Annotated in this window: 25 protein-coding genes, 4 tRNA genes and 1 other annotated feature; of the genes, 15 read left to right on the top strand and 14 right to left on the bottom strand. The window is 38.0% G+C overall.

The annotated features are described in order from the left end of the window. The first annotated feature begins 44 nt into the window (after positions 1 to 44). From DQN24_RS07780 to fur, 3 genes are all read left to right on the top strand, one after another. A complete protein-coding gene (locus DQN24_RS07780; RefSeq protein ID WP_111695668.1) occupies positions 45 to 827 on the top strand; it encodes an alpha/beta fold hydrolase in 783 nt (260 codons plus the stop codon). Between the two features lie 94 nt (positions 828 to 921). After that, positions 922 to 1,446 carry a flavodoxin FldA gene (gene fldA, locus DQN24_RS07785; protein WP_005664331.1) on the top strand — a complete coding sequence of 175 codons (525 nt, stop codon included), beginning with the start codon at positions 922 to 924 and terminating at the stop codon, positions 1,444 to 1,446. A gap of 27 nt (positions 1,447 to 1,473) precedes the next feature. Further along, a complete protein-coding gene (fur, locus tag DQN24_RS07790; RefSeq protein WP_005671209.1) occupies positions 1,474 to 1,914 on the top strand; it encodes a ferric iron uptake transcriptional regulator in 441 nt (146 codons plus the stop codon). A gap of 107 nt (positions 1,915 to 2,021) precedes the next feature. Here fur and gdhA read toward each other — a convergent pair whose 3' ends face one another. The 5 genes from gdhA to DQN24_RS07815 all read right to left on the bottom strand — a co-directional run bounded on the left by gdhA (position 2,022) and on the right by DQN24_RS07815 (position 5,928). Further along, positions 2,022 to 3,371 carry an NADP-specific glutamate dehydrogenase gene (gene gdhA, locus DQN24_RS07795; protein WP_111695669.1) on the bottom strand — a complete coding sequence of 450 codons (1,350 nt, stop codon included), beginning with the start codon at positions 3,369 to 3,371 and terminating at the stop codon, positions 2,022 to 2,024. Positions 3,372 to 3,731: 360 nt separating this feature from the next. Further along, complete coding sequence (gene tatC, locus DQN24_RS07800) at positions 3,732 to 4,502, bottom strand: twin-arginine translocase subunit TatC (RefSeq protein WP_050837893.1); 771 nt, start codon at positions 4,500 to 4,502, stop codon at positions 3,732 to 3,734. 9 nt (positions 4,503 to 4,511) lie between these two features. Then, positions 4,512 to 5,072 (bottom strand): Sec-independent protein translocase protein TatB, encoded by a 561-nt coding sequence (gene tatB / locus DQN24_RS07805; protein WP_111695670.1) that lies wholly within the window; start codon positions 5,070 to 5,072, stop codon positions 4,512 to 4,514. 3 nt (positions 5,073 to 5,075) lie between these two features. Then, positions 5,076 to 5,303, bottom strand: a complete 228-nt coding sequence (gene tatA / locus DQN24_RS07810) for a twin-arginine translocase TatA/TatE family subunit (RefSeq protein ID WP_172453987.1) — start codon at positions 5,301 to 5,303, stop codon at positions 5,076 to 5,078. 217 nt (positions 5,304 to 5,520) lie between these two features. Next, the gene (locus DQN24_RS07815) at positions 5,521 to 5,928 is read right to left on the bottom strand and encodes a MerR family transcriptional regulator (protein WP_005671199.1); all 408 of its coding nucleotides are present in this window, start codon (positions 5,926 to 5,928) and stop codon (positions 5,521 to 5,523) included. Between the two features lie 148 nt (positions 5,929 to 6,076). Between DQN24_RS07815 and DQN24_RS07820 the strand changes: the two genes are divergently transcribed. Both DQN24_RS07820 and fghA read left to right on the top strand, forming a co-directional pair. Further along, entirely contained in the window at positions 6,077 to 7,186 is a 1,110-nt protein-coding gene (locus tag DQN24_RS07820; RefSeq protein ID WP_197711754.1) for an S-(hydroxymethyl)glutathione dehydrogenase/class III alcohol dehydrogenase, read from the top strand. Between the two features lie 8 nt (positions 7,187 to 7,194). Next, positions 7,195 to 8,022: an S-formylglutathione hydrolase gene (fghA, locus tag DQN24_RS07825; protein WP_111695672.1), complete on the top strand. Its 828-nt coding sequence runs from the start codon at positions 7,195 to 7,197 to the stop codon at positions 8,020 to 8,022. Positions 8,023 to 8,206: 184 nt separating this feature from the next. Here the strand turns inward: fghA and DQN24_RS07830 are convergent, their stop codons facing one another. Then, entirely contained in the window at positions 8,207 to 9,646 is a 1,440-nt protein-coding gene (locus tag DQN24_RS07830; RefSeq protein WP_021034979.1) for an alanine/glycine:cation symporter family protein, read from the bottom strand. Between the two features lie 183 nt (positions 9,647 to 9,829). Further along, a complete protein-coding gene (gene nagK / locus DQN24_RS07835; RefSeq protein WP_050837886.1) occupies positions 9,830 to 10,744 on the bottom strand; it encodes an N-acetylglucosamine kinase in 915 nt (304 codons plus the stop codon). A 270-nt stretch (positions 10,745 to 11,014) separates the two neighbouring features. On the opposite strand from nagK, the gene tesB reads away from it, so the two are divergent. Continuing rightward, on the top strand, positions 11,015 to 11,875 hold the full coding sequence (gene tesB, locus DQN24_RS07840) for an acyl-CoA thioesterase II (protein ID WP_111695673.1): 861 nt from the start codon (positions 11,015 to 11,017) through the stop codon (positions 11,873 to 11,875). 10 nt (positions 11,876 to 11,885) lie between these two features. Continuing rightward, positions 11,886 to 12,752, top strand: a complete 867-nt coding sequence (locus DQN24_RS07845; protein ID WP_111695674.1) for a ferritin-like domain-containing protein — start codon at positions 11,886 to 11,888, stop codon at positions 12,750 to 12,752. A 75-nt stretch (positions 12,753 to 12,827) separates the two neighbouring features. Here the strand turns inward: DQN24_RS07845 and cysS are convergent, their stop codons facing one another. Further along, on the bottom strand, positions 12,828 to 14,207 hold the full coding sequence (gene cysS / locus DQN24_RS07850; protein ID WP_021034975.1) for a cysteine--tRNA ligase: 1,380 nt from the start codon (positions 14,205 to 14,207) through the stop codon (positions 12,828 to 12,830). Between the two features lie 102 nt (positions 14,208 to 14,309). Between cysS and DQN24_RS07855 the strand changes: the two genes are divergently transcribed. The 3 genes from DQN24_RS07855 (at position 14,310) to DQN24_RS09170 (ending at position 16,178) form a co-directional block, all read left to right on the top strand. Beyond that, complete coding sequence (locus tag DQN24_RS07855) at positions 14,310 to 14,819, top strand: peptidylprolyl isomerase (protein ID WP_005690982.1); 510 nt, start codon at positions 14,310 to 14,312, stop codon at positions 14,817 to 14,819. A 54-nt stretch (positions 14,820 to 14,873) separates the two neighbouring features. Continuing rightward, positions 14,874 to 15,662 carry a TatD family hydrolase gene (locus DQN24_RS07860; RefSeq protein ID WP_021034974.1) on the top strand — a complete coding sequence of 263 codons (789 nt, stop codon included), beginning with the start codon at positions 14,874 to 14,876 and terminating at the stop codon, positions 15,660 to 15,662. 111 nt (positions 15,663 to 15,773) lie between these two features. Continuing rightward, complete coding sequence (locus DQN24_RS09170) at positions 15,774 to 16,178, top strand: hypothetical protein (RefSeq protein WP_227894290.1); 405 nt, start codon at positions 15,774 to 15,776, stop codon at positions 16,176 to 16,178. A gap of 100 nt (positions 16,179 to 16,278) precedes the next feature. Here the strand turns inward: DQN24_RS09170 and trxA are convergent, their stop codons facing one another. The 3 genes from trxA to DQN24_RS07880 form a co-directional block, all read right to left on the bottom strand. Continuing rightward, a complete protein-coding gene (trxA, locus tag DQN24_RS07870; RefSeq protein WP_050846833.1) occupies positions 16,279 to 16,602 on the bottom strand; it encodes a thioredoxin in 324 nt (107 codons plus the stop codon). A gap of 119 nt (positions 16,603 to 16,721) precedes the next feature. Then, positions 16,722 to 17,717, bottom strand: coding sequence for a 2-hydroxyacid dehydrogenase (locus DQN24_RS07875; RefSeq protein WP_111695675.1), 996 nt, complete (start codon positions 17,715 to 17,717; stop codon positions 16,722 to 16,724). A gap of 12 nt (positions 17,718 to 17,729) precedes the next feature. Then, entirely contained in the window at positions 17,730 to 18,839 is a 1,110-nt protein-coding gene (locus tag DQN24_RS07880) for a methionine biosynthesis PLP-dependent protein (protein ID WP_172453988.1), read from the bottom strand. 246 nt (positions 18,840 to 19,085) lie between these two features. On the opposite strand from DQN24_RS07880, the gene DQN24_RS07885 reads away from it, so the two are divergent. The 4 genes from DQN24_RS07885 (at position 19,086) to DQN24_RS07900 (ending at position 19,481) form a co-directional block, all read left to right on the top strand. Continuing rightward, positions 19,086 to 19,161, top strand: a tRNA-Gly gene (locus DQN24_RS07885). A 6-nt stretch (positions 19,162 to 19,167) separates the two neighbouring features. Next, positions 19,168 to 19,241: transfer RNA gene (locus tag DQN24_RS07890), tRNA-Cys, on the top strand. Positions 19,242 to 19,268: 27 nt separating this feature from the next. Next, positions 19,269 to 19,355, top strand: a tRNA-Leu gene (locus DQN24_RS07895). A gap of 50 nt (positions 19,356 to 19,405) precedes the next feature. Further along, positions 19,406 to 19,481 (top strand) — tRNA-Lys (locus tag DQN24_RS07900). A 222-nt stretch (positions 19,482 to 19,703) separates the two neighbouring features. On the opposite strand, the gene thrC is transcribed toward DQN24_RS07900, so the two are convergent. Genes thrC through thrA form a run of 3 tightly spaced genes read right to left on the bottom strand, consistent with a single transcriptional unit; the run spans position 19,704 to position 24,428 of the window. Next, positions 19,704 to 20,981, bottom strand: a complete 1,278-nt coding sequence (gene thrC, locus DQN24_RS07905; protein WP_111695676.1) for a threonine synthase — start codon at positions 20,979 to 20,981, stop codon at positions 19,704 to 19,706. Positions 20,982 to 21,023: 42 nt separating this feature from the next. Continuing rightward, the gene (gene thrB / locus DQN24_RS07910) at positions 21,024 to 21,968 is read right to left on the bottom strand and encodes a homoserine kinase (protein ID WP_021034968.1); all 945 of its coding nucleotides are present in this window, start codon (positions 21,966 to 21,968) and stop codon (positions 21,024 to 21,026) included. 12 nt (positions 21,969 to 21,980) lie between these two features. Further along, the gene (gene thrA / locus DQN24_RS07915; RefSeq protein ID WP_021034967.1) at positions 21,981 to 24,428 is read right to left on the bottom strand and encodes a bifunctional aspartate kinase/homoserine dehydrogenase I; all 2,448 of its coding nucleotides are present in this window, start codon (positions 24,426 to 24,428) and stop codon (positions 21,981 to 21,983) included. Positions 24,429 to 24,463: 35 nt separating this feature from the next. Further along, positions 24,464 to 24,582: a sequence feature (Thr leader region), on the bottom strand. A gap of 170 nt (positions 24,583 to 24,752) precedes the next feature. Between thrA and DQN24_RS07920 the strand changes: the two genes are divergently transcribed. Then, positions 24,753 to 25,466, top strand: a complete 714-nt coding sequence (locus DQN24_RS07920) for a YggS family pyridoxal phosphate-dependent enzyme (protein ID WP_021034966.1) — start codon at positions 24,753 to 24,755, stop codon at positions 25,464 to 25,466. Positions 25,467 to 25,471 lie beyond the last annotated feature (5 nt).

A 25,471-nucleotide genomic window follows, 5' to 3' on the forward strand; every position in this document is an offset into this window, starting at 1 on the left:
TTTTCAATTATAACGACTTCTTTACAAATTCTCACGTAAAAATTATGGCAAAATCATTACTCAATTATCAATTTCATCAAGTAAAACAAACGATTAATACACCTGTTTTAATTTTTATTCACGGTTTATTCGGCGATATGGATAATCTCGGCGTTATCGCGAGAGCTTTTAGTGAACATTACAGTATTTTACGTATTGATTTACGCAATCACGGCCATAGTTTTCATTCGGAAAAAATGAATTATCAACTGATGGCTGAAGATGTTATCGAGGTAATCCGCCACTTAAGTTTATCCAAAGTGATATTAATTGGTCATTCTATGGGTGGAAAAACCGCCATGAAAATCACCGCACTTTGCCCAGAATTAGTCGAAAAATTAATCGTAATTGATATGTCCCCTCTGCCTTATGAAGGATTTGGTCATAAAGATGTGTTTAATGGCCTATTTGCGGTAAAAAATGCAAAGCCTGAAAATCGTCAGCAAGCCAAACCGATTTTAAAACAAGAAATTAATGATGAAGACGTTGTACAATTTATGTTGAAATCTTTTGATGTTAATTCAGCTGATTGTTTTCGTTTTAATCTTACCGCGCTTTTTAACAATTATGCCAATATTATGGATTGGGAAAAGGTACGTGTATTTACGCCAACTCTTTTTATTAAGGGTGGAAATTCCTCTTATATAAAAATAGAAAATAGCGAAAAAATTCTAGAACAATTTCCTAATGCAACTGCCTTTACGATTAATGGGAGTGGACACTGGGTTCACGCCGAAAAACCTGATTTTGTTATTCGTGCAATTAAACGATTTCTAAATAAGAATTAAGTGGTTTAAGTGAGAATGCTTTTATGATATAGTTCGCCGAATTTGGATAAGTCTTATAATCAATAGATTAAATTTAATATAAAAGGAAATAAAAATGGCAATAGTTGGTCTTTTTTATGGTAGTGATACTGGAAATACTGAAAACATCGCAAAACAAATCCAAAAACAATTAGGTAGCGATTTGATTGATATTCGTGATATTGCCAAAAGTAGCAAAGAAGATATTGAAGCATACGATTTCTTGCTTTTCGGTATCCCAACTTGGTATTACGGCGAAGCACAAGCAGACTGGGATGATTTTTTTCCAACACTCGAAGAAATCGATTTTACAGATAAACTTGTAGGTATTTTTGGCTGTGGCGATCAAGAAGATTATGCGGATTATTTCTGTGATGCTATCGGAACTGTACGCGATATTATAGAGCCACACGGTGCAATTGTGGTAGGAAATTGGCCAACAGAAGGCTATAATTTTGAAGCTTCAAAAGCCTTATTGGAAGATGACACTTTCATCGGATTATGTATTGATGAAGATCGCCAGCCAGAGCTTACCGCAGAGCGTGTAGAAAAATGGTGTAAACAAATTTATGATGAAATGTGTTTAGCTGAATTGGCTTAACATTTTTGCATAATAGGAAGAAAAATTATGTCTGAAGAAAATATTAAATTACTCAAAAAAGCAGGATTAAAAATTACAGAGCCTCGCTTAACTATCCTCGCTTTAATGCAAAATCATAAAAATGAACATTTTTCTGCAGAAGATGTTTATAAAATTTTGCTGGAACAAGGTAGTGAAATTGGATTAGCCACAGTTTATCGTGTGCTTAATCAATTTGATGAAGCGCATATTGTAATCCGTCATAATTTTGAGGGAAATAAATCCGTTTTTGAGCTTGCTCCAACAGAACATCACGATCATATTATTTGTGAAGATTGCGGCAAAGTATTTGAATTTACTGATAACATTATTGAACAACGTCAGCGTGAAATCAGCGAAAAATACGGCATAAAATTAAAAACGCATAACGTATATCTTTACGGAAAATGCAGTGATATTAATCATTGTGATGAAAACAATTCAAAATAAATAATATCTAAGGCGACAAAATGTCGCCTTTCTTATATTCAAATTTTATCCGAAAAAATAACCGCACTTTATTACAGTGCGGTTATTTAATTTAACTTTTTTATCTGTTAATAAACGCCTTGAGCCAACATAGCATCAGCTACTTTAACAAAGCCTGCTACATTTGCACCAACAACATAGTTGATGTTTTCTTGACCTTCAATTGTGCCGTATTTTTTACAGTTTGCGTGAATATCTAACATAATGCGATGTAATTGAGCATCCACTTCTTCCGCTGTCCAATATAAACGTTGTGAACTTTGTGCCATTTCTAAACCAGAAGTAGCAACACCACCAGCGTTGGCAGCTTTACCCGGGCCAAATAATACATCTGCAGCTAGTAATGCTTCTGTTGCTTCAATTGTTGTTGGCATATTGGCACCTTCAGCCACTAATTTCACACCATTTTTAATTAAAAGTTGTGCATCAGAAAGTTCTAACTCATTTTGAGTTGCACAAGGAAGCGCGATATCAACTTTCACTTCCCAAGGGCGTTTACCTTCAAAATATTGTAAACCAAACTGCTCCGCATAATCTTGCACACGCCCACGTTTTGTATTTTTAATTTCGAAAAGTGCGGCTAATTTTTCAGTAGTAAATCCATTTGGATCATAAACATAACCCGATGAATCAGAACAAGTTACTACTTTTGCACCAAGCGATAATGCTTTTTCAATCGCGTATTGTGCTACATTACCAGAACCAGAAACTGAAACTACTTTACCTGCAAAACTATCGCCTTTTTCAGCAAGCATTGCTTGAGCAAAATAAACTAAGCCATATCCCGTTGCTTCCGGACGAATTAAACTACCACCGAAAGAAAGACCGCGACCAGTGAAAACACAAGCTGATTGGTTTGATAATTTTTTCATATAGCCTGCTAAATAGCCAACTTCGCGCCCACCGACGCCTATATCTCCAGCAGGAACATCTGTATCAGCTCCTACGTGACGATAAAGTTCAGCCATTAATGCTTGGCAAAAACGCATAACTTCAGCATCAGATTTGCCTTTTGGATCAAAGTCCGAACCGCCTTTTGCTCCGCCCATAGGCAATGTTGTTAAAGCATTTTTAAAGATTTGCTCAAAACCTAAGAATTTTAAGATAGATAAATTTACTGATGGATGGAAACGCATTCCCCCTTTAAATGGGCCTATGGCACTATTAAATTGTACACGAAATGCTCGGTTTACTTGCACTTGCCCTTTATCATCAGTCCACGCCACACGGAATTGAAATGCACGCTCAGGCTCAACTAAACGTTCTAATAATGCTTCTGAACGATATTTAGGATTGGCTTCTAAAAAAGGCCAAATTGATGTGAATACCTCGCGAACCGCTTGTAAAAATTCAGGTTGATGACCATCGCGTTGAACAACTTTTGTTAAAAATGCGTCTAAGGAAGCAACTTTTGACATAATGAATTTCCCTCTTTGTTGATGTTGTGTATATTGTATTTTTATTGTCTTCGCCTCGTGAGGCGCATAGACAATATGCAATGGCTAATTTAATCTTGCAACCATTTTTATAAAGGAAATTTAAAGAAAAGGAAAAAGTAAAGAAATTATCTAAAAAAATATCGTATTCATTAGATAAAAAATAAAAAACGACAGAAAACCATCAGGTAATGATATTTTCAATAAAAATATAGAACAGACTACAAATCATATTTCTAGTAAATCACTACGAAAATATGTTTTATGAAAAAACAAAATTAGGGTTATATCAATATAATAAAAACGGGGGCAAAGCCCCCATACTATTAAAAACTCAATTCATCATTGTGTTTTTTCTGATTCATCATTATTTTCAACCGCACTTTCATCGTCTTTTGGTTGATAAAATCGAGCAACCAATAGACCTAGCTCAAACAGCAAGCACATCGGTACGGCAAGCAAAGTTTGTGAAAAAACATCAGGAGGCGTTAAAAGCATTCCAATAAAAAATGCCACAACAATAATATAAGGGCGTTTTTCGGAAAGAGCCTTTACAGTGGTAACACCAGTCCAGCAAAGTAGAATAATCGCAATTGGCACTTCAAAACAAACGCCAAAAGCTAAAAATAACGCCAAAGCAAAATCTAAATAACTACTAATATCTGTTGCGATGGCAACACCTTCTGGGGCTGTTTGTGTAAAGAAGCTGAATACAAAAGGAAAGACGACATAGTAAGCAAAAGCAACACCGCAATAAAATAAAATCGTACTAGAAAATAACAACGGATAAATCATCCGTTTTTCGTGCTGATATAAAGCAGGTGCAATAAAAGCCCAAATTTGATAAAGCAAATAAGGAACAGAAATAAAAATTGCAACAATCACAGTTAATTTAATTGGCGTAAAGAAAGGAGTTTGAATATTGGTTGCAATCATTGTTGCGCCTTTTGGCATAACAGCCGTTAAAGGTGCTGCAACAAAATGATAAATATCATTGGAAAAATACACCAAAGCAACAAAAACCAATACCACACAAATTACACAGCGTAATAAACGGTTTCTTAGCTCAACAAGGTGCGTAATTAAAGGTTGAGATTCATCCACATTACTCATAAAAACTCGCTATGATTTAGTTTTTGAAGATTGAGATTTTGACGCTGGAGCGATTTCAATATCATCAGGAGGATAATAGCTAGATAAATGTGTGTTCAGTTCTGCTTTCTCGTGAGTTTCAAGTGCGGTCAAATCTGTAGGTGTTTTTTCTGCTTCAGATGAAGTTTCTGCAGCCTCCTCAACTGAGATTGCATTTTGAGGCTTTTCTGCATTTTCAGCCACACTTTTGATTTCTTTGATTTGATCTTCCACCGTTGTACCAGCTTGAGCTGCTTTATCTTCTAGCTCCGCTTTCATCTTATCTGCTTGAGCTTTTAATTCTTCCACCGTTTTACTCAATTCTGGTGAAAGGGCTTGCAAGCTAAGGGATTCCGCTTTTTTAATGCTATCTTGTAATTCTTGCAATTTTAGCTCTTGTTTCAACTCATTTTGAACGTTAGCAGCTAAACCACGAATTGTTTTCACCCAATCCATTACAGTGCGAATTGCTATAGGCAAACGTTTTGGGCCTAATACAACTAATCCCAAAATCATTAGCAAAATAAGTTCTGAAAAACCAATATCAAACACGGATTAAGCCTGTTCTTTCTCTTTTATATTTTCTTTTTTTGCAGAAGCTGCTTCATTATCTATAGACTTAAATTCTGCATCTTTTACTTTTTCATCTTCTTTCATCGCTTTTTTGAAACCCTTCACTGCTGCGCCAAGATCTGAACCGGCATTTCTTAATTTTTTCGTGCCAAAAATCAATAAAATAACGACTAATAAAATAATCAGTTGAGCGGGGGACAAACCAAACATAATAAACTCCGTTCTGTAAAAAAGAAAAAATTTGGCTCGGAATATACTCTTTTTAGCCATTTAGAACAATAGCTATCGGAGATTATTTTTATGTTATCCTGATCTTAATCATAAAAGTTGATTTTTAACTTATTTATGTAATAAAAAAGTTAAAATTTATCTATCTCTAAAAATTGTATTTTTCTTCTAACTCTGTGATTTAACCACTTTTATCCTTTTAGCTTGTTTCAGGAATCTGCGGTAAATTCACGGCTTCCACCGAGCCTAATGCTTTCGCTTTTTGATAAAATGCTAACTTATATTCCAGTAAGTCTAAATAGCGTTTTAATTCGGCAATTTGACACTTCACATTTTCTGTTTGATTTTCAAATAAGGACAGGCGTTCTTCAATAGTATCGTCGCCAATGATAGTACATTCCGCAAAGCGTTTGATATCTTTTAAGCTCATTCCCGTATTTTTCAAGCATTGTAATAAACTTAACCATTGCAAATCCTTATCGGTAAAACGGCGATTACCGTATTCATCACGTCCGACATTAGGTAACAAGCCTTCTTTGTCATAAAAGCGTAAGGTGTAGGCGGAAATGCCTATTTTTTCAGCAGCTTTAGCGGTGGTGTAAGTCACTTTTTATTCCCTTTAAACAAAAAATGGTAAAAAACACTTGCTTTAGAGTGAACTCTAAAGTGTAAACTGTTGCTATCTTGCTTAGGCAAGGCACCTTTGTCAATGAATTAAGAGGAAAACAATGGAAATTAAACAAATCAACTCAACCATCAAATCTCGTGCGGCGGTGGCATTCTCACCAAACCAACCCTTACAAATTGTGGAAATTGACGTAGAAATGCCACGCAAAGGTGAAGTGTTAATCCGCAACACTCACACGGGCGTGTGCCATACTGATGCATTTACGTTATCAGGAAGCGATCCTGAAGGCGTATTCCCAGTGGTGCTAGGACACGAAGGTGCGGGTGTGGTTATTGCGGTTGGCGAAGGTGTGTTAAGCGTAAAACCAGGTGATCACGTTATTCCGCTTTACACCGCAGAATGTGGCGAATGTGAGTTTTGCCTCTCGGGTAAAACCAACTTATGCGTCTCAGTGCGTGACACGCAAGGTAAAGGCTTAATGCCAGATGGTACGACGCGTTTTTCTTGCCAAGGCAAGCCAATTTATCACTATATGGGCTGTTCGACTTTCAGTGAATACTCAGTTGTTGCGGAAGTTTCACTGGCGAAAATCAATCCAGAAGCGAACCACGAACAAGTATGTTTGCTCGGCTGCGGTGTTACCACAGGTATTGGTGCGGTACATAACACAGCAAAAGTGCAAGAAGGAGACTCTGTTGCCGTGTTTGGCTTGGGTGCGATTGGTTTAGCGGTAGTGCAAGGTGCGCGTCAAGCCAAAGCTGGCCGTATTATCGCCATTGATACCAATCCTGCAAAATTTGAGTTGGCAAAACAGTTTGGTGCAACGGATTGTTTAAACCCTAATGATTACGATAAGCCGATCAAAGATGTGTTGTTAGATATTAATAAATGGGGCATTGACCATACCTTTGAATGTATCGGTAATGTAAACGTAATGCGTCAAGCATTAGAAAGTGCTCACCGAGGCTGGGGGCAATCCATTATCATCGGCGTAGCGGGTGCAGGACAAGAAATTTCAACGCGTCCGTTCCAATTGGTAACAGGCCGTGTTTGGAAAGGTTCGGCATTTGGTGGCGTGAAAGGTCGCTCTGAACTTCCGCAAATGGTGGAAGATTCAATGAAAGGCGACATCCAGTTAGAACCGTTTGTGACTCACACAATGCCACTTGATCAAATTAATGAAGCCTTTGAATTAATGCACGAAGGCAAATCAATCCGTACTGTTATTCACTACTAAGGTACGCTATGAAACTAATTGAACAACATCAAATTTTTGGCGGTTCGCAGCAAGTTTGGACACATAATGCCCAAACACTTCAATGTGAAATGAAATTTGCCGTTTATTTGCCAAATAATCCGGAGAATCGACCTCTTGGCGTGATTTATTGGCTTTCTGGCTTAACTTGTACAGAACAAAATTTCATTACCAAATCAGGCTTCCAGCGTTATGCGGCAGAACATCAAGTGATTGTGGTTGCGCCTGATACTAGCCCTCGTGGAGAGCAAGTGCCGAATGATGTGGCTTACGATTTAGGGCAGGGAGCGGGCTTTTATCTTAATGCGACCGAGCAGCCTTGGGCGACGAATTATCAAATGTATGATTATATTTTGAATGAATTGCCTGATTTGATTGAAGCAAATTTCCCTACCAACGGCAAACGTTCCATTATGGGACATTCAATGGGTGGACACGGTGCATTGGTATTGGCACTGCGAAACCAAGAACGTTATCAAAGTGTTTCTGCTTTTTCGCCCATTTTGTCGCCAAGCCTTGTGCCTTGGGGAGAAAAAGCCTTTTCTGCCTATTTAGGGGAAGATCGTGAAAAATGGCAGCAATATGATGCTAGCTCGCTCATTCAACAAGGCTATAAAGTGCAAGGTATGCACATTGATCAGGGCTTGGAAGATGAGTTTTTGCCGACACAATTGCGTACCGAAGATTTTATCGAAACCTGTCGAGTGGCAAATCAGCCAGTCGATGTGCGCTTCCACAAAGGCTACGATCATAGCTATTACTTCATCGCCAGTTTTATTGGCGAGCATATTGCCTATCATGCGGCATTTTTGAAGTAAGCTAAAGAGCGGTCAGTTTTCAAAGCAGTTTGGAATAGCCGGCACGAGGGCGGTAAAAAGTGCCGGCAATAGTTTATTCAGTCTGAACTAGAAGAACCAAGCCTGAAACAATATCAAAAAATTTCTTTAAATAATAATCTAACTCTTTGGAAAGGTAGATAATCTCTTTCTAGCCATTTTATCTTTATTTCCAAATGCGAGAATCAAATATTTTCTTACGCAATTCAGGGTGTTCGTCAATTTTAAACTCTGGTGTTTTTCCTTCTTTAAGCTGGCGTTGATAATCCTTCATTAATTTCCATACGATTGGCGACAACATCAAAATTGCGATCAAGTTAATGATTGCCATGACTGCCATTACAGTATCTGCGAAATTCCATACCACATTACCTGAACGAACCGAACCAAAATACACGAAGAATAGCACCATTAAACGGAACAACAATACAAACCAAGATTTGTTTTTAATAAAACGGATATTACTTTCCGCATAAGCATAGTTACCAATAATAGAAGAATAAGCGAATAACAATAAGATAAACGCTAGGAAATGCACCCCAAATTCACCTATGTGATATTGCAAAGCATTTTGCGTAAGTGAGATACTTTTGAGCGTTTCGCTACCATAATTATTGGAAAGCAAAATAATAACGGCAGTACAAGTACAAACGATCATAGTATCAACAAACACACCGAGCATTTGCACTAAACCTTGGCTAACTGGATGCTTCACGTGAGCTGCTGCAGCCGAATTAGGCGCAGACCCCATCCCCGCTTCGTTTGAGAATAAACCACGTTTAATCCCCATCATCATTGCTTTTGATACCAGCGCACCAAACATTCCGCCAGCTGCTGCGTCAAAACTAAATGCACTTTGAACGATACGATGAATCACGGAAGGAATCATATCTATATGCATTCCAAGAATAATCACCGCCATAATCAAATAGAAAAGTGCCATCATTGGCACAAGGTTGCTCGAAATAATCGCAATACGCTTAACGCCACCGAAAATAATAAGTGCGGTCAAAATTACTAATGAAATGCCGACATATTCTCCTTTCCAATTCCACGCATTGCTCGTCGCTTCAACAATAGAGTTCGCCTGCACAGAATTAAATGCGAAACCAAATGTAAAAATTAATGCAAGCGCAAAAGCCACTGCCATACAACGTGATTTTAAACCTTGTACAATATAATAAGCAGGGCCGCCACGGAATGATCCATCTTTATCTTGAATTTTAAATAATTGAGCAAGGGTAGATTCAGCGAAAGCACTCGACATACCAATAAATGCCGTTACCCACATCCAAAACACTGCGCCTTCGCCCCCTAAGGCGATTGCCGTTGCAACCCCACCAATGTTACCCACACCAACGCGGCTCGCAAGACCTGTTGTAAACGCTTGGAAAGGTGTTAATGAACTTCCCTCCACCGAACGACCAAACCACATTTCACGAAGGCTTGCAGGGAATAAACGGAACTGCACAAATCCTGTTGTAATGGTAAAAAATAGACCAGTCCCAAGCAAAATAATAATGGTGGCATCCCATAAAGGTCCATCAAGGTGTGCGACTATCCAAGTTAGCACTTCTTCTAACATTTTTGAAAATTCAAATTCCATAATCATCCCTCAAGCGATAAATAATTTGATTGTATAGTTTTTCAATGAAAAGGCGAGATTTTTTAATGATTTCTCTAAATAAAATAAACACAAACAAGAAAAAATCTAATAAATTTAGAATATTCTAAATATTTTCCAAAACAAAGGGCGTATTATTTGAATACGCCCCACTAGTTTGTTGAATTATTTGGTTAAAAACAACGCTGCCGCACCACGCACACCACCAGAATCGCCGTGTTTCGCTTTTTTGATTGGTGGAACTTTTGCTGTCCGCATCAAATGAGGCGGAAGCGCTTTTGGTAAAGCCTCATAAAGATAATCAAAATTAGATAATCCACCACCTAACACAATCATATGCGGATCAAATGCCGTAATGATATTGCCAATAGAAATCGCCGCCAACTCAACAAAAAGATTCACAAAATCTACCGCACTTTCATTGCTTTGATAGAACAAATCAATAATTTTACGAGCAGATAATGTTTCGCCTTTCAAATCTTGATAAAGCATTTCAAAACCGCGACCAGACAGATAATTATCCAAACAAGCCTTGTTACCACAACCGCATTGATAAATTGGGGCGTTATCCCATCCCAATAATTTCAAAGCATGATAATTTAATTGTAAATGACCAAGCTCTCCCGCCATTCCCACTTGACCTGAATGAACTTTACCGTTTAAGACAAAGCCACCACCAAAACCAGTCCCAAGAATTAAACCAAGTACAGTCGAATATTGCTGATTTTCCGTATCCCATGCTTCAGATAACGCAAAACAATTTGCGTCATTTTCTGCCCGCACTTCACGGCCCAAACGCGTAGACAAATCGCATAAAATTGGTTTATTATCTGCCACACGAATATTGGCAATTTCGGCTAATCCAGTTTGTTGATTAACAAAACCAGGTACGCCCAAACCTACGGTGCCCGCCTCACCAAACTTTTCATCAGCACGATTCACTAAATCCACAATCGTGTTAAGCCATTCTTCATAGTCGGTTTTAGGTGTTGGTACCCGTTCAGAATATAATTTTTCTAATTTTTCATTGAATACGGCAAGCTCTATTTTCGTGCCACCAATATCTAAACCATAATACATAATCTGCTCCTGTATAAAGAAGTGCGGTTAAAATTAGGCAAAATTTTAACCGCACTTAAATCATTATTTAATGACAAAGATCGCCTTTTTCTTCAAAAAGATCAAAATAATGCTATTAATTACTCAAAATAGCAAGTCTCAAATCTAAAAGATATTATGAATATAAGCATTCAACCTTTTTATATCGCAAGCTTTTTGTTTCCAACTTTGGCATTCCTAAAAATCTCCGCTAAAATAACCGCACTTTTTCTTATCCTCAAGGAAAGCAATATGTCAGATATTCTCAATAACCTCATTCATCTTCTTAAACTTGAAAAAATTGATGATTTGATCTTTCGTGGTGAAAGCCAAGATTTAGGTTTTCGTCAAGTATTTGGTGGGCAAGTTGTGGCTCAAGCATTATCAGCGGCAATGCAGGTGGCGCCAGAAGATCGTATTTTACATTCTTGTCATGCCTATTTTCTTGCTCCGGGAGACAGTCAATATCCGATTATTTACGATGTAGAAACCTTGCGTGAAGGGCGTAACTTTTCTGCATTACGCGTAAAAGCCATTCAACATAAAAATACCATTTGTCATGTAACCGCTTCTTTCCAAGTGCCTGAAAAAGGTTTTGAACATCAAAATACAATGCCAAATGTTGGTGCGCCTGAAGACTTTACGGATGAAAATGCGATGCTACAAAAAGTAGCTCAAACCTTGCCAGAACCACTCAATGAAAAATTTGCAGCAGAGCGTCCATTTGAGGTGAGAACCAAATATTTGAATAACCCATTTAATGGGTCAAAATTGCCAGCCGAGCAATATTCTTGGTTTAAAACCAATGGTGAAACGCCGCTTGATATAAAAATTCAGCAATGTTTATTGGCTTATTTTTCCGATTTTCACTGTATTTTGACCGCACTTCATCCGCATGAAAAAGGCTTTTTACAAAAAGGAATGAAAGTGGCAACCATTGATCACAGTATTTGGTTCCATCGTCCGTTTGATTTAAATCACTGGCATTTGCACGCAATTGAAAGCAATAATGCCTTTGGAGGTCGTGGTTTGGCTCAAGGGCAGATTTTCTCGCAAGATGGTCAATTAATCGCAACAACACAACAAGAAGGCTTGATCCGTTTTAACGAATAAGAAAGAAAAAATGACCGCACTTATTACACAATTTTGGCAACAAGTTGAAACCGCTCTGAAAACAGCAAATCCACAAGAAAAATGCAGTTTAGTTAATGATATCTACGATAATCTTCTGCCACAAATTCAGTTGATTAAATTAGAAGATTTTCCCGAAGTCGTGCCGCAAGATAATATTGCCGCTTTTCCTGAAAAACCGCTCTTAGTTGCACCGAAAGATGTGCCAAAACGTTCTTTTGCCACAGAAGAAGGCTATGCTGCCACATTGCACGCTATCGCACATATTGAGTTTAATGCGATTAATTTAGGTTTAGATGCAGCTTGGCGATTCGGGCGGAATGCACAAGAAGAACTTGGCGAAGGTTTAGCTTTTGTAAAAGATTGGTTGCGTGTCGCTCGTGAAGAAAGTACGCACTTTTCCTTAGTCAATGAACATTTGAAAACATTGGGTTATCAATATGGTGATTTTGAAGCTCATGCTGGATTATGGGAAATGGCGCAAGCCACTGCTCACGATATTTGGGAACGAATGGCGTTAGTTCCTCGTGTATTAGAAGCAAGAGGCCTCGATGCAACACCTGTTCTGCAAGAGAAAATCGCACAACGTAAAGATTTTGCCGCAGTGAACATTTTGGATATTATTTTGCGTGATGAAATTGGCCATGTGTATATCGGCAATCATTGGTATCACGCCCTTTCTAAAAAACGGGGTTTAGATGCGATGAAATGTTTTACAGAGCTGTTACACAAATATCGTATTGTAATTTTTAAAGGTGTCATTAATACCGATGCTCGTATTCAAGCAGGTTTCACGCAGCATGAGTTGGATTGGATTTATGAAGTGGAACAAACATTGAAATCCTATATTAAGAAATGATGAAAGAATAAAAAGACTAAGTTCGATTGAATACCGAACTTAGTCTTTTTAATGAAAGTGATTTAACGTTTAAATTTATTGCTTACGCCAAGTTGTTCCATTCGGCCCATCTTCTAATACGATGCCCATAGCTGTCAATTCATTACGTGCTGAATCTGCGGCAGACCAATCTTTAGCCGCACGCGCTTCATTGCGTTGTTTAATCAGTGCTTCAATTTTTGCCACTTCATCATCGTTAGAACCTGCTTGTAAGAATTTCTCTGGTTCTTGTTGAAGTAATCCTAAAATCGCACCCAATTCACGCAAACGTGCAGCAAGTCCATTAACTTTCTCAACATCTTCTGTTTTTAACTTATTAATTTCACGTGCCATTTCGAATAAAACAGAAAGTGCATTTGGCGTATTAAAATCATCATCCATTGCTTCACGGAAAGTTGCAACAAAATTTTCTCCGCCAAAAGCAACCGCACTTTGATCTGTTCCGCGTAAAGCCGTGTATAAACGTTCCAACGCACCTTGTGCTAAATTCAAGTTTTCTTCGCTATAATTGAGCTGGCTACGATAATGTGCTGTTAATAAGAAATAACGTACCGCTTCTGCATTGTAGTGGTTTAATACATCACGAATTGTGAAGAAATTGCCGAGGGATTTCGACATTTTTTCTTTGTCTACCATGATCATGCCGGAATGAATCCAATAATTCACATATTGTCCGCCATGCGCACAGCAAGATTGTGCGATTTCATTTTCGTGGTGAGGGAACATTAAATCAGAGCCACCACCGTGAATATCAAAATGTTCGCCAAGCTGTTTGCAGTTCATCGCTGAACATTCAATATGCCAACCTGGACGACCTGCGCCCCAAGGGGAAGCCCAACTTGGCTCGTTTTCTTTTGACATTTTCCAAAGCACGAAATCCATTGGATTTTTCTTGATTTCATTGATTTCAATACGTGCACCAGCTTGTAATTGCTCAAGATCTTGACGGGATAATTTGCCGTATTCTTTGAAGCTTTCTACATCAAACATCACGTCCCCATTATCCGCAACATAAGCATGTCCGCGTTTAATTAATTTTTCCACAATTTCAATAATTTCTGGAATATGATGCGTCGCACGAGGTTCAAAATCAGGGCGTAATACATTAAGTGCATCAAAATCTTTATACATTTCCTGCACCATGCGATCCACTAACTGATCGCAGGTTTCTTTGTTTTCTAACGCACGTTTAATAATTTTGTCATCTACGTCCGTAATATTACGTACATAAGTTAAATCGTAACCCAAAGAACGCAAATAACGGGCAATCACATCAAAACACACAAAAGTGCGTCCATGACCGATATGGCATAAATCATAAACAGTGACACCACAAACATACATTCCCACTTTATTTTCGTGGATAGGTTTAAAGATTTCTTTTTCTCTCGTTAAGGTATTGAAAATTTTTAGCATTTTTAAGCTCGTAAAATGAAATAAAAACAAACCGCACTTTTATAGCACTTTTACCTCGATTGTGGAATAATACAACCCTTAATTTTTTAGAGGGAAAACAAAATGGTTACATTACACACAAACTTTGGCGACATTAAAATTAAATTGGATTTTGATAAAGCTCCAGTTACAGCAGAAAACTTCTTAAATTACTGCAAAGAAGGTTTTTATAATAACACAATTTTTCATCGTGTTATTGATGGCTTTATGATTCAAGGTGGCGGTATGGAAAGCGGTATGCGCGAAAAAGCAACTAAAGCCCCAATCCAAAATGAAGCGAACAATCGTTTAAGTAACAAACGTGGAACCATTGCAATGGCTCGCACTTCAGATCCACATTCAGCGACAGCACAATTTTTCATTAACGTGGCAGACAATGATTTCTTAAATTATCGTTCAAAAGAAATGTTTGGTCGCGAAGTCGTTCAAGAATGGGGCTATGCAGTATTTGGCGAAGTGGTTGAAGGTATGGATGTTGTTGATAAAATCAAAAAAGTGAAAACAGGCAACAAAGGCTTTCATCAAGATGTTCCAACTGAAGATGTAGTGATTACATCGGTTTCAGTAGAATAATGGCAAATGGCGGATGAATTCCGCCATTTTTTATCGACCTAAAGGAAAATGCCCATGCCTTTCTTCGACACTCACACGCATCTCGATTATCTCCAACAATTTACAGGGGAACCTTTATCACAGCTTATTGATAATGCTAAGCAAGCCGATGTGCAAAAAATACTGATTGTGGCGGTGAAAGAAGCTGATTTTAAAACAATCCAAAATATGACCGCACTTTTTCCTGATAATTTGCACTATGGGCTTGGGCTACATCCTCTTTATATTAAAGCACACGCCGAAAATGATTTGATTCTGTTAGAACAAGCCTTAAAAAATCGTGATACAAATTGCACGGCGGTGGCAGAAATTGGTTTGGAACGCGCGATTCCCGATTTGCTCACCGATGAACTTTGGGCAAAGCAATGTCATTTTTTTGAAAGCCAACTTTATTTGGCAAAACAATTTAATTTACCCGTCAATATTCACAGTCGAAAAACACATGATCAAATTTTTACTTTTTTAAAACGTATTCCATTATCTAAACTTGGCGTGGTACACGGTTTTTCAGGAAGCTACGATCAAGCAAAACGCTTTGTTGATTTAGGCTATAAAATCGGAGTTGGCGGCACCATCACTTATGAACGAGCTAATAAAACTCGTCAAGCGATTACAAAACTACCACTTGACGCCTTAGTGTTGGAAACAGACAGTCCAGATATGCCTGTATTTGGTTTTCAAGGCCAACCTAATCGACCAGAACGTATTGTGGAAAGTTTCAAAGCCCTTTGTGTCTTAAGAAATGAACCTGCTGAATTGATTAAAAAAGTCACATGGGAAAATGCTTGCCAGATTTTTTCTTGATCCACGTCACATTACTGAAATTATTTTGAATTAAATAATAGAAAAAAGAAACTGAGCATAATAATATCCGCCTCGTAGAAAGTTTTTCTCAACACACAATAAAGATATATTATGTCGCAAATCTATACTCAGGTGAGAAAGTTAGCGGAACTACAATTTGCAAAACGTTTAATTACTCAAATCTTTGAGTATGCAAGAAATAAAAATATCAAAACCGCATTACATGTATGCCGTGGCAACTGGACCAAAGATGAAAGCGTATTACTGTGCGAGCCTTATACATCATTAGTAGATTTATTTGAATCGGCATTACCTGATATTTTAATGCTCGAATTTTCTATACCAAGAGCGGGAGAATTAAGTTCGTTATTAGAAAGTAAAATCTTAAGACAAAAATGTATTTTAGGCTTAGGCGTTATCAATCCTCGTTCTGATGAGGTAGAAACCGTAGATCAGATTGTTCAACGAGCAGAAAAAGCCTTTCCTTTAAATATAGAATTTGAGCAAGTGCTTTGATTAGCATCAGATTGTTTCTCAAAATATCAGATAAAAAAATTGCCCCATTAAGGGGCAATCTTATCAATGCTCTAAAGTTACTTATAACTTTAAGCAACGATTAAATATGTTGGTTAATGAAGTTAGCCAATTGAGTTTTTGGTAATGCACCAACTTGAGTTGCAACAACTTGACCATTTTTAATCAATAATAATGTTGGGATACTACGAACACCAAATTGTGCTGGGGTTGCTTGGTTGTCATCCACATTCATTTTCACGATTTTAACTTTACCTGCAAATTCAGGCGCAAGTTCATCTAACACTGGAGCAATCATTTTGCAAGGACCACACCAAGGTGCCCAAAAGTCTAATAAAACGGGGATATTTGAATTAACTACAACACTTTCAAAATCTGCGTCATTAATGTGTAATACTTCGCTCATTTTGTTTTCCTTATTTTGTGAATGGAATCCCTATATAAGGGCTTTTTTTAAACTTACAAGTGCGGTGCAGAATAACACCGTTTAAAAAAATGTAAACTAATCGTTTTAATTGCCAAAAGCTAAGACGGCAAAACAATATTTTCACACACTTTGCCCAATTTCAATTTATAAACATTTGATAAAATCACATCCGCAATATTCGTTAGTGCCTCTTCGGTTAAAAACGCTTGGTGACCTGTTAGCAACACATTATGGCAAGAAGATAAACGGCGGAAAATATCATCTTGAATCACTTCGTTAGACTTATCTTCAAAGAACAAATCTCGTTCATTCTCATAAACGTCCATACCTAACGCCCCGATTTTACGCTGTTTTAACGCATCAATTGCAGCTTGAGTATCAATCAAAGAGCCACGACTAGTATTAACTATCATCACGCCATCTTTCATTTTTGCAAAAGCCTCGCGATTTAATAAATGATAGTTTTCTGGCGTTGCTGGGCAATGGAGCGTAATCACATGAGATTTAGCATAAAGCTCATCCAATTCAACATATTGTCCACCAAAGTCTTCCACCACTGGATTTTTGAAAGGATCGTACGCCAAGATATTCATGCCAAAACCTTTCAAAATGCCCATCACTGCGATCCCGATTTTTCCTGTCCCGATCACGCCGACCGTGCGTCCGTGCATATTGAAACCAATTAACCCCTCAAGAGAGAAATTCGCTTCTCGGGTACGCTGATAAGCACGATGAATTCGACGGTTCAGTGTCATCATCAAACCGATGGTATGCTCTGCCACTGCTTCAGGCGAATAAGCGGGAACGCGTACAACTTGAATGCCCAATTCTTGAGCGGCTTTTAAATCAACATTATTGAAACCCGCACAGCGCAAAGCCACGATTTTCACACCAAGTGCGGCTAATTTTTCTAATACTTTTCTACTACCATTATCATTCACGAAAATGCATACTACTTCGCAATGCTCTGCCAAACGTGCAGTACTCTCGTTCAACATAAAATCAAAAAATTCTAAATCGAAATTATATTTCGCGTTAATGAGCTCAATATATTTTCTGTCATAGCTTTTAGTGCTATAGATTGCAATTTTCATGGTTTGCTCCAATTATTTTAAGTTTGCAAAAGCCTGTAATAAATCCGCTTTAATATCTTCTACATCTTCAATACCGACTGAAAAACGCAGCAAGGTATTAGTAATCCCACGAGCTACACGCTCGGATTCTGGAATATCCATATGGGTTTGAGTGGCAGGATAAGTAATAAAACTTTCTGTGCCGCCTAGACTTTCTGCAAAAGTAATCAATTTGATGGATTTTAAGAATGTATTAACCCAAGCTTCATCTTGCAAACGGAAAGACAGCATCCCACCTTTATTCGGATAAAGCACTGATTCCACTTGTGGTTGAGCTTTTAAAAATTCCGCAATGGCTTGTGCATTTTCTTGATGGCGTTTCATACGCAAAGAAAGTGTCTTCATACCACGAATAGTCAGCCAAGAATCAAACGGAGAAAGTACTGCACCCGCACCATTTTGAATATAAGCAATGCGATCACAAAGTTCTTGCCCTTTTGCAACAATCAACCCGACAAGTACATCATTATGACCAGCAATATATTTAGTCCCGCTGTGAATCACCACATCAGCGCCTAAATCTAATGGGCGAGAAAGCACAGGCGTTAAAAACGTATTATCCACGATCAACATCAAATTATATTTTTTCGCAAGTTTTGCAATTTCAACTACATCACATTCTTCCATTAAAGGATTTGATGGGGTTTCAATAAAAATCGCTTTCGTATTTGGGTTAATGGCAGATTCAATTTCTGAAGCAGATGCTGTATTAACATAAACAGGTTTTACACTATTGTTATTTTTATAAGAAAAATCTAATAGTCGATAAGTACCACCATACACATCGCTAGAAACAATCCATTCATCTGGTGCAGTGAAAAGCGTCATCAAAACTTGAATTGCCGCCATCCCAGAAGAAAACGCAAAACCACGATCTCCATTTTCTAATTTAGCTATCGTTTCTTCTAATACTGTACGAGTTGGGTTTTTGGTACGTGTGTAATCAAATCCCGTACTTTCACCGATACCATAATGACCATAAGCCGTAGAAAGAAAAATTGGTGCAGAAACCGCGCCCGTACGCTCATCACTGCGATTGCCTGCTTGAGCTAATAAAGTATCGATAGCATATTGTTGTGTCATAACATCCTCTAAAAATAATGAAAAAATCAACCGCACTTTACGTGCTAAAAAACGTTTAACATTTTGGCACAAAGGAAAAAGTGATAAAAGTAGAAATTAGAAAATTACATAAAATTCCATTTTTCCATCATTTTCTGTAATTTATTTAAACAAAATGAACTTTTTTTAAACGGTTAGACAATTTTTTTAAATCTGTAATTGACAGTTATCTGAATTTCCGTAAAATGCGCACCACTAACAGCGAATGCGGGAATAGCTCAGTTGGTAGAGCACGACCTTGCCAAGGTCGGGGTCGCGAGTTCGAGCCTCGTTTCCCGCTCCAATTCGTGGCGTGTTAGCAAAGCGGTTATGCACTGGATTGCAAATCCATGTAGCTCGGTTCGACTCCGGGACACGCCTCCATAATACGCAAATGTTAGTTGTCTATATGCCCGAGTGGTGGAATCGGTAGACACAAGGGATTTAAAATCCCTCGCCTTTCGAGGCGTGCCAGTTCAAGTCTGGCTTCGGGCACCATTTAAATACCAATCTAAAGGTTTTAAAATTCACTTTAAAATCATCTAATTGGGTCGTTAGCTCAGTCGGTAGAGCAGCGGACTTTTAATCCGTTGGTCGAAGGTTCGAATCCTTCACGACCCACCATTTATTAAAATAAAGCAAGCACCGAAAGGTCTTTTTTTATCGCCTAAATTTAATACTACTTTTTCAAATCACTGTCTTATTGATAAATAGCTATTCTTTCTATTAATGTAAAACTAATTAGTTAATACATCCTTATTTTTTATCTTAATACCCTATTTCTAAAAATAAAATAGCACCTGAAAATCAGATGCTATCCAAAACACAATAAAAATTTACCGCACTTTATGACTTCAATAAGTAAGCCCGTAGTTGTGCAAAATCATTATCCATTTCATCAGAAAGCAATGGTAGCTGATTATGTTTATCCAGTGCTTCAGGTAATGAAAGCTGAATACCAAGAATACGTTCTACGGATTCTTTAAATTTCGCTGGATGTGCTGTACATAGGAAGATTCCTGTTTCACCCGCTTTAAGTTGATCTTTCAGCACTTGGTAAGCTATCGCACCGTGAGGTTCACATAAATAACCTTTCGCCTGCATCGCTTTTAAGGTATCTTCTGTTTCACTATCACTTAGCATATCCGAACCTAAATCAGTTAAATTCCAATCATTTCGTTTAAACAATTCTTCCACTCTCGGCCAGTTATTTGGGCGACTGACATCCATTGCATTAGAAAGGGTTGCCACTGTCGTTTTAGGCTGCCAATTGCCCGATTTCAAATAACGTGGCACAGTATCATTTGCGTTTGTTGAGGCGATAAAGCGTTTTATCGGCAAGCCTAAGGTTTTTGCAATTAACCCTGCAGTTAAGTTACCAAAATTACCACTTGGCACAGAAACCACAACATTATCACGTTTTTCTTTTGGTAATTGTGCGACGGCCTCAAAGTAATAACAAACTTGAGCTAACAAACGGCTAATATTAATAGAATTTGCGGAATTGAGCCCTATAGTTTGGCGTAATTCAACATCATCAAAGGCTTGCTTAACTAAAGCCTGACACGCATCGAAATCAGCGTTAATAGCAACAGTACGAATATTCCCACCTAAAGTACAGAATAGCTTTTCTTGCAATGGGCTGATTTTGCCTTTTGGATAAAGGATAACCACATTAATATTTTCTAATCCATAAAACGCATGTGCTACAGCGGCTCCAGTATCGCCAGACGTTGCCGTTAAAATAGTGATTTTGCCATCACCACGAACTGCTGCAAGTGCCTGAGCCATAAAACGCCCACCAAAATCTTTAAATGCTAGCGTTGGGCCATGAAATAATTCAAGTGCATAAATATTATTTTCCACTTTTTCCAATGGCGCGGTAAAAGTAAACGCATTTTTTACCATTGCATCTAACGTTGCTTGTGGTAACTCGCCATCAATTAATGCACCTAGAATTTTTTGACTACGCTCAACAAGAGGTAATTCAAGTAATTCATTAATGTTATTAAGTTGAGGAATAACTTCTGGAAAGAATAAACCTTGATCCCGCCCAAGACCTTGACGAACAGCCTGAGAAAAAGTGACTTGTTCTTCTGGGTGTTTGATATTGTATAAATTCATATTTAATCCGTTTTTAATCTGATTTCATCTATTTAAATTAACTTATTTAATTTCTCTTGTGCCTTCGTTATCGACCTTACATACATGCACAAAACCTTCATTATTTTGTAAATAATGATTCTCTAAATAAGTTGAAAGTTTAATTGCAGTTTGTAAATCAGGGGCAATAGAGAAAATTGTTGGTCCAGAGCCTGAAATACCTGTGGCAAGTGCGCCTAAGTCTCGCGTAGCTTGTTTTACTTCAACAAAATTAGGTAACAGAGATTCACGATAAGGCTCGGCAATGACATCTTTCATCATAATCGCCGCAAGGTTTTCCTGATGGGTATGGCAAGCATGCACAAAGCCACCTAAATGACGACCATGGGCAATCACGTCTTGTCGAGTATAGCTTTTCGGTAAAATTGCACGAGCTTCGGCAGTAGAAACTTCAATTCCTGGATACGCCAACACCCAATACCAATTATCAAAAAATGGAAGCTTTTGACAAATATTGCCTAACGATTGCACCATAAATTGCACACCGCCAAGATAGCAAGGTGCGACGTTATCATAATGGATTGAACCAGAAATACGACCTTCCAATTCTCCCATCATTTCAAGCAATTCCATTTTCGAAAAAGGTTCATTATGAAACTGATTTAATGCCACTAATGCAGCAACAATAGAACAAGCACTAGAGCCTAAACCAGAGCCAATAGGCATATTTTTTTCCAGCGTTAAACGCAAAGGTTTTACATTTGCTCCGCATAATTTTAATTGCTCAGTAAATAGCACATAAGCTTGGTAAACAATATTTTTTTGCGGTTCTTTCGGTAATTTACGAACAAAATAGCCCGCACTTTCTAACTCAAAACCACTTGAAATAGATTCTATTTGAACCACATCGCCTAACAAAGAACCATCAATTGGAGAGATCGCAGCACCTAAAGTATCGAATCCTACACTAATATTTGCGCTAGATGCTGGAGCATAAATTCTTAACATCTGAAATCCTTATTAATGTTGTAATGTTCTTAAAATATCTGCAAAGATACCTGCCGCAGTAACTGCATTGCCTGCGCCATAACCACGTAATAAAAGTGGGATAGGTTGGTAATAACGAGTATAAAATGCCAAAGCATTTTCGCCATCTTTTACTTTGTAAAGTGGGTTATTCTGATCCACTGCAACAATAGATACTTTACATTTACCTTCACGAATTTTTCCAACATAACGCAATACTTTGCCTTCAGCTTTAGCGGTGGAAACACGAGCTTTAAACTCTTCATCAAGCTGCGGCAACATTGCCATAAATTCATCTGCAGATTTTCCTTCAGAAAAGCCTTTCGGCAATACACCTTCAACTTCAACATCGGAAAGTTCAAGTTCAATTCCTGCTTCACGAGCCAGAATTAATAATTTACGCGCTACATCTTGTCCTGAAAGGTCATCACGGGGATCTGGCTCAGTAAAGCCTTTTTCTCGCGCAAGTGCGGTGACTTCTGAAAGAGAAAGTCCCTCTTCTAATTTACCAAAAATAAAGGAAAGCGAGCCAGATAAAATACCTTCAAAATATTCAAGTTCATCGCCTGCGGCAAGTAAGTTTTGAAGATTTTCAATAACTGGTAAACCTGCGCCCACATTGGTTTCATACAAAAACTTATGGTGGCTTGCTTGAGCATTTTGACGTAATTCATTGTAATATGCTAATTCTCGTGTATTCGCTTTTTTATTTGGTGTAACCACATGGAAACCTTCTTTTAACGCACGAGCATAAAGCCCTGCAACAGACTCCGCCGAAGTACAATCTACAAATACAGGGTTTACCACATGATGTAATTTAATGAAAGAAAGCAATACATCAAAATCTGATGGCTGAGTCGCATTTTCTAAATCGGTTTTCCAATCCTCTAAATTTAATCCATTTTCATCAAGCAACATACGATTAGAATTTGCTATAGCGCAGACACGAATTTCAACATTCTTCTTTGCTAAATACTCCTTTTGGCTCTTTACCTGCTCTATTAATTCTCCGCCTACTCCACCAACGCCCACTAAAAACATATCCACGACTTTTTTATTATTGAAAAGTGCCTGATGGGTAGCTTTTACGGCTTCGATCGCTTTATTTTGTGGCACAACTGCAGAAATTGAACGTTCACTAGAACCCTGTGCAATCGCTACAATGCTAATATTTGCCTGTGCTAACGCAGAGAAGAAACGAGCAGCAATGCCCTTCGCTTGTTTCATTCCATCGCCCACAACAGAAATAATGGATAAATCTTTAATCACTTCAATTGCTTCTAATTGATGCTCATTTAATTCATTAGCAAACTCAGTTTCTAACACAGTTTTCGCTACTTCTGCAGATTTCACTGGCACGCAGAAACTAATACTATATTCAGATGAAGACTGAGTAATTAAAATAACTGAAATGCCTGCGCCTGACATAGCTGAAAATACACGAGATGCCATACCTACCATGCCTTGCATACCAGGGCCTGATACATTAAACATCGCCAAATTGTCTAAGTTAGTGATACCTTTGACTTGTAAACCTTCTGATTTCACATTGCCATCAATAATAGAACCTGGTGCAGAAGGATTTCCTGTATTTTTAATGACACAAGGAATATTTTGTGGCAACAATGGGCCAATCGTACGAGGATGAATGACTTTCGCGCCGAAATAAGAAAGTTCCATTGCTTCACGATAAGAAAGGGTTGGTAATAAACGGGCATCAGGCACTAAACGCGGATCGCAAGTATAAACGCCATCCACATCGGTCCAAATTTCGCATACGCTTGCACCTAAACAAGCGGCTAAACAGGCTGCAGAATAGTCTGAGCCATTACGACCGAGCAGCACCAACTCACCTTTTTCATTACCCGCAGTAAAACCTGCCATCAACACCACTTTATCTTTTTCGATACTTGCTGCATCAACACGTTTTGTTGATTCTTCAATTTCAACAGAAGACTCAAGATAACCGCCTTTTGCCAATAATTGTTTGACAGGATCCACAATATGTACACTATAGCCACGCGCTTCAAACCAAGCTTTCATCATTGCGATAGAAAGTTTTTCACCACGGCAATCAATCGTCGCTTTAACTGCATCTTCTACTTTTCCTGCCTGACGAATTTCTTCTAATAATTCTTTGATTTGAGCAAATTCAGCATCAATAAGCGCCTTGATGCCATTTAAGTCGAATTGATTATTTTCGGTATGCAAGCCATTGATGATATTATAGAAAATTTCGATTGCTTCGTTGAAATGTGTATCGGTTGGTTGATTTAATGCAGCTTTTTCAGAAAGGGCGACGAGATGATTAGTTATTTTGGCTGGTGCTGATAAAACACCAGCAGCCTGCTCTTCTAAATGAGCTTGCTCGATCAATTTCGCCGCTTGGGAAAAACGTTCTGGATTTGCAAGCGAAGTGCCGCCAAATTTAAGTACGCGCATAATTGGTTCTCCTAGAGATATTGTGTTTTTAAATTTATAAAAAAACCCGCTATTCAGTTGAATTGCGGGTTTTCAGTATCCTGTTTTTTGCTGCACTAACCCGCACCATTAATTGTAATAATGGTCATCATAATAGTGGTAATTGTGCTAATGATTACGGATAAAGTGCGGTTATTTTTCATTGTGTTTTATCTTGAAAAATGAATGCGTAAAGAAATACCGAAATTTCCCGAGCTTGTCAAACAGAAAGTAACAAATTTTTCAGAAATTTTCTCAACCAATAAATTTCGTGTAAACTAACCGCACTTTTATAAAGGAGAACCTATGAATATCCAGCATAATCTCAACCTAATTCAGCAAAAAATTGAAATGGCTTGCGAAGAAGCTAAACGCAATCAAAATACCGTAAAATTACTTGCCGTATCTAAGACCAAACCTATTTCCGCGATTCTTTCGGCTTATCAAGCTGGGCAAATAGCCTTTGGGGAAAATTATGTGCAAGAAGGTGTAGAAAAGATCCAATATTTTGAATCTCAAGGTATTAACCTTGAATGGCATTTTATTGGTCCATTACAATCGAATAAAACCCGTCTTGTTGCAGAACATTTTGATTGGATGCAAACACTTGATCGAGCAAAAATTGCAGATCGTTTAAATGAACAACGACCGACCAACAAGGCTCGATTGAATGTATTAATTCAGATTAATATCAGCGATGAAGAAAGTAAATCAGGCCTCCAACCTGAAGAAATGCTAACACTGGCAAAACACATCGAAAATTTACCGCACTTATGCCTACGTGGCTTAATGGCAATACCCGCACCAACTGATAAAATCGCGGAACAAGAAGCCATTTTCAGAAAAATGTCAGATCTATTTGAACAACTTAAACAAGCCTTACCAAATCAACAAATAGATACGCTTTCTATGGGAATGACCGATGATATGCCGAGCGCAATAAAATGCGGTTCTACAATGGTACGCATTGGCACTGCGATTTTTGGTGCGAGAAATTATTCAACATCACAAAATAAATAATCATG

Origin of the sequence: Haemophilus influenzae (genome assembly GCF_900475755.1) — a bacterium.
Classification (GTDB): Bacteria; Pseudomonadota; Gammaproteobacteria; order Enterobacterales; family Pasteurellaceae; genus Haemophilus; species Haemophilus influenzae_D.

Excerpts from the sequence above, each read along its gene's own strand:
- DQN24_RS07780 (WP_111695668.1), top strand. The coding sequence starts at position 45 with ATGGCAAAATCATTACTCAATTATCAATTTCATCAAGTAAAACAAACG.
- fldA (WP_005664331.1), top strand. The coding sequence starts at position 922 with ATGGCAATAGTTGGTCTTTTTTATGGTAGTGATACTGGAAATACTGAA.
- fur (WP_005671209.1), top strand. The coding sequence starts at position 1,474 with ATGTCTGAAGAAAATATTAAATTACTCAAAAAAGCAGGATTAAAAATT.
- gdhA (WP_111695669.1), bottom strand. The coding sequence starts at position 3,371 with ATGTCAAAAGTTGCTTCCTTAGACGCATTTTTAACAAAAGTTGTTCAA.
- tatC (WP_050837893.1), bottom strand. The coding sequence starts at position 4,502 with ATGAGTAATGTGGATGAATCTCAACCTTTAATTACGCACCTTGTTGAG.
- tatA (WP_172453987.1), bottom strand. The coding sequence starts at position 5,303 with ATGTTTGGTTTGTCCCCCGCTCAACTGATTATTTTATTAGTCGTTATT.
- fghA (WP_111695672.1), top strand. The coding sequence starts at position 7,195 with ATGAAACTAATTGAACAACATCAAATTTTTGGCGGTTCGCAGCAAGTT.
- DQN24_RS07830 (WP_021034979.1), bottom strand. The coding sequence starts at position 9,646 with ATGGAATTTGAATTTTCAAAAATGTTAGAAGAAGTGCTAACTTGGATA.
- nagK (WP_050837886.1), bottom strand. The coding sequence starts at position 10,744 with ATGTATTATGGTTTAGATATTGGTGGCACGAAAATAGAGCTTGCCGTA.
- tesB (WP_111695673.1), top strand. The coding sequence starts at position 11,015 with ATGTCAGATATTCTCAATAACCTCATTCATCTTCTTAAACTTGAAAAA.
- DQN24_RS07845 (WP_111695674.1), top strand. The coding sequence starts at position 11,886 with ATGACCGCACTTATTACACAATTTTGGCAACAAGTTGAAACCGCTCTG.
- cysS (WP_021034975.1), bottom strand. The coding sequence starts at position 14,207 with ATGCTAAAAATTTTCAATACCTTAACGAGAGAAAAAGAAATCTTTAAA.
- DQN24_RS07855 (WP_005690982.1), top strand. The coding sequence starts at position 14,310 with ATGGTTACATTACACACAAACTTTGGCGACATTAAAATTAAATTGGAT.
- DQN24_RS07860 (WP_021034974.1), top strand. The coding sequence starts at position 14,874 with ATGCCTTTCTTCGACACTCACACGCATCTCGATTATCTCCAACAATTT.
- DQN24_RS09170 (WP_227894290.1), top strand. The coding sequence starts at position 15,774 with ATGTCGCAAATCTATACTCAGGTGAGAAAGTTAGCGGAACTACAATTT.
- trxA (WP_050846833.1), bottom strand. The coding sequence starts at position 16,602 with ATGAGCGAAGTATTACACATTAATGACGCAGATTTTGAAAGTGTTGTA.
- DQN24_RS07875 (WP_111695675.1), bottom strand. The coding sequence starts at position 17,717 with ATGAAAATTGCAATCTATAGCACTAAAAGCTATGACAGAAAATATATT.
- DQN24_RS07880 (WP_172453988.1), bottom strand. The coding sequence starts at position 18,839 with ATGACACAACAATATGCTATCGATACTTTATTAGCTCAAGCAGGCAAT.
- thrC (WP_111695676.1), bottom strand. The coding sequence starts at position 20,981 with ATGAATTTATACAATATCAAACACCCAGAAGAACAAGTCACTTTTTCT.
- thrB (WP_021034968.1), bottom strand. The coding sequence starts at position 21,968 with ATGTTAAGAATTTATGCTCCAGCATCTAGCGCAAATATTAGTGTAGGA.
- thrA (WP_021034967.1), bottom strand. The coding sequence starts at position 24,428 with ATGCGCGTACTTAAATTTGGCGGCACTTCGCTTGCAAATCCAGAACGT.
- DQN24_RS07920 (WP_021034966.1), top strand. The coding sequence starts at position 24,753 with ATGAATATCCAGCATAATCTCAACCTAATTCAGCAAAAAATTGAAATG.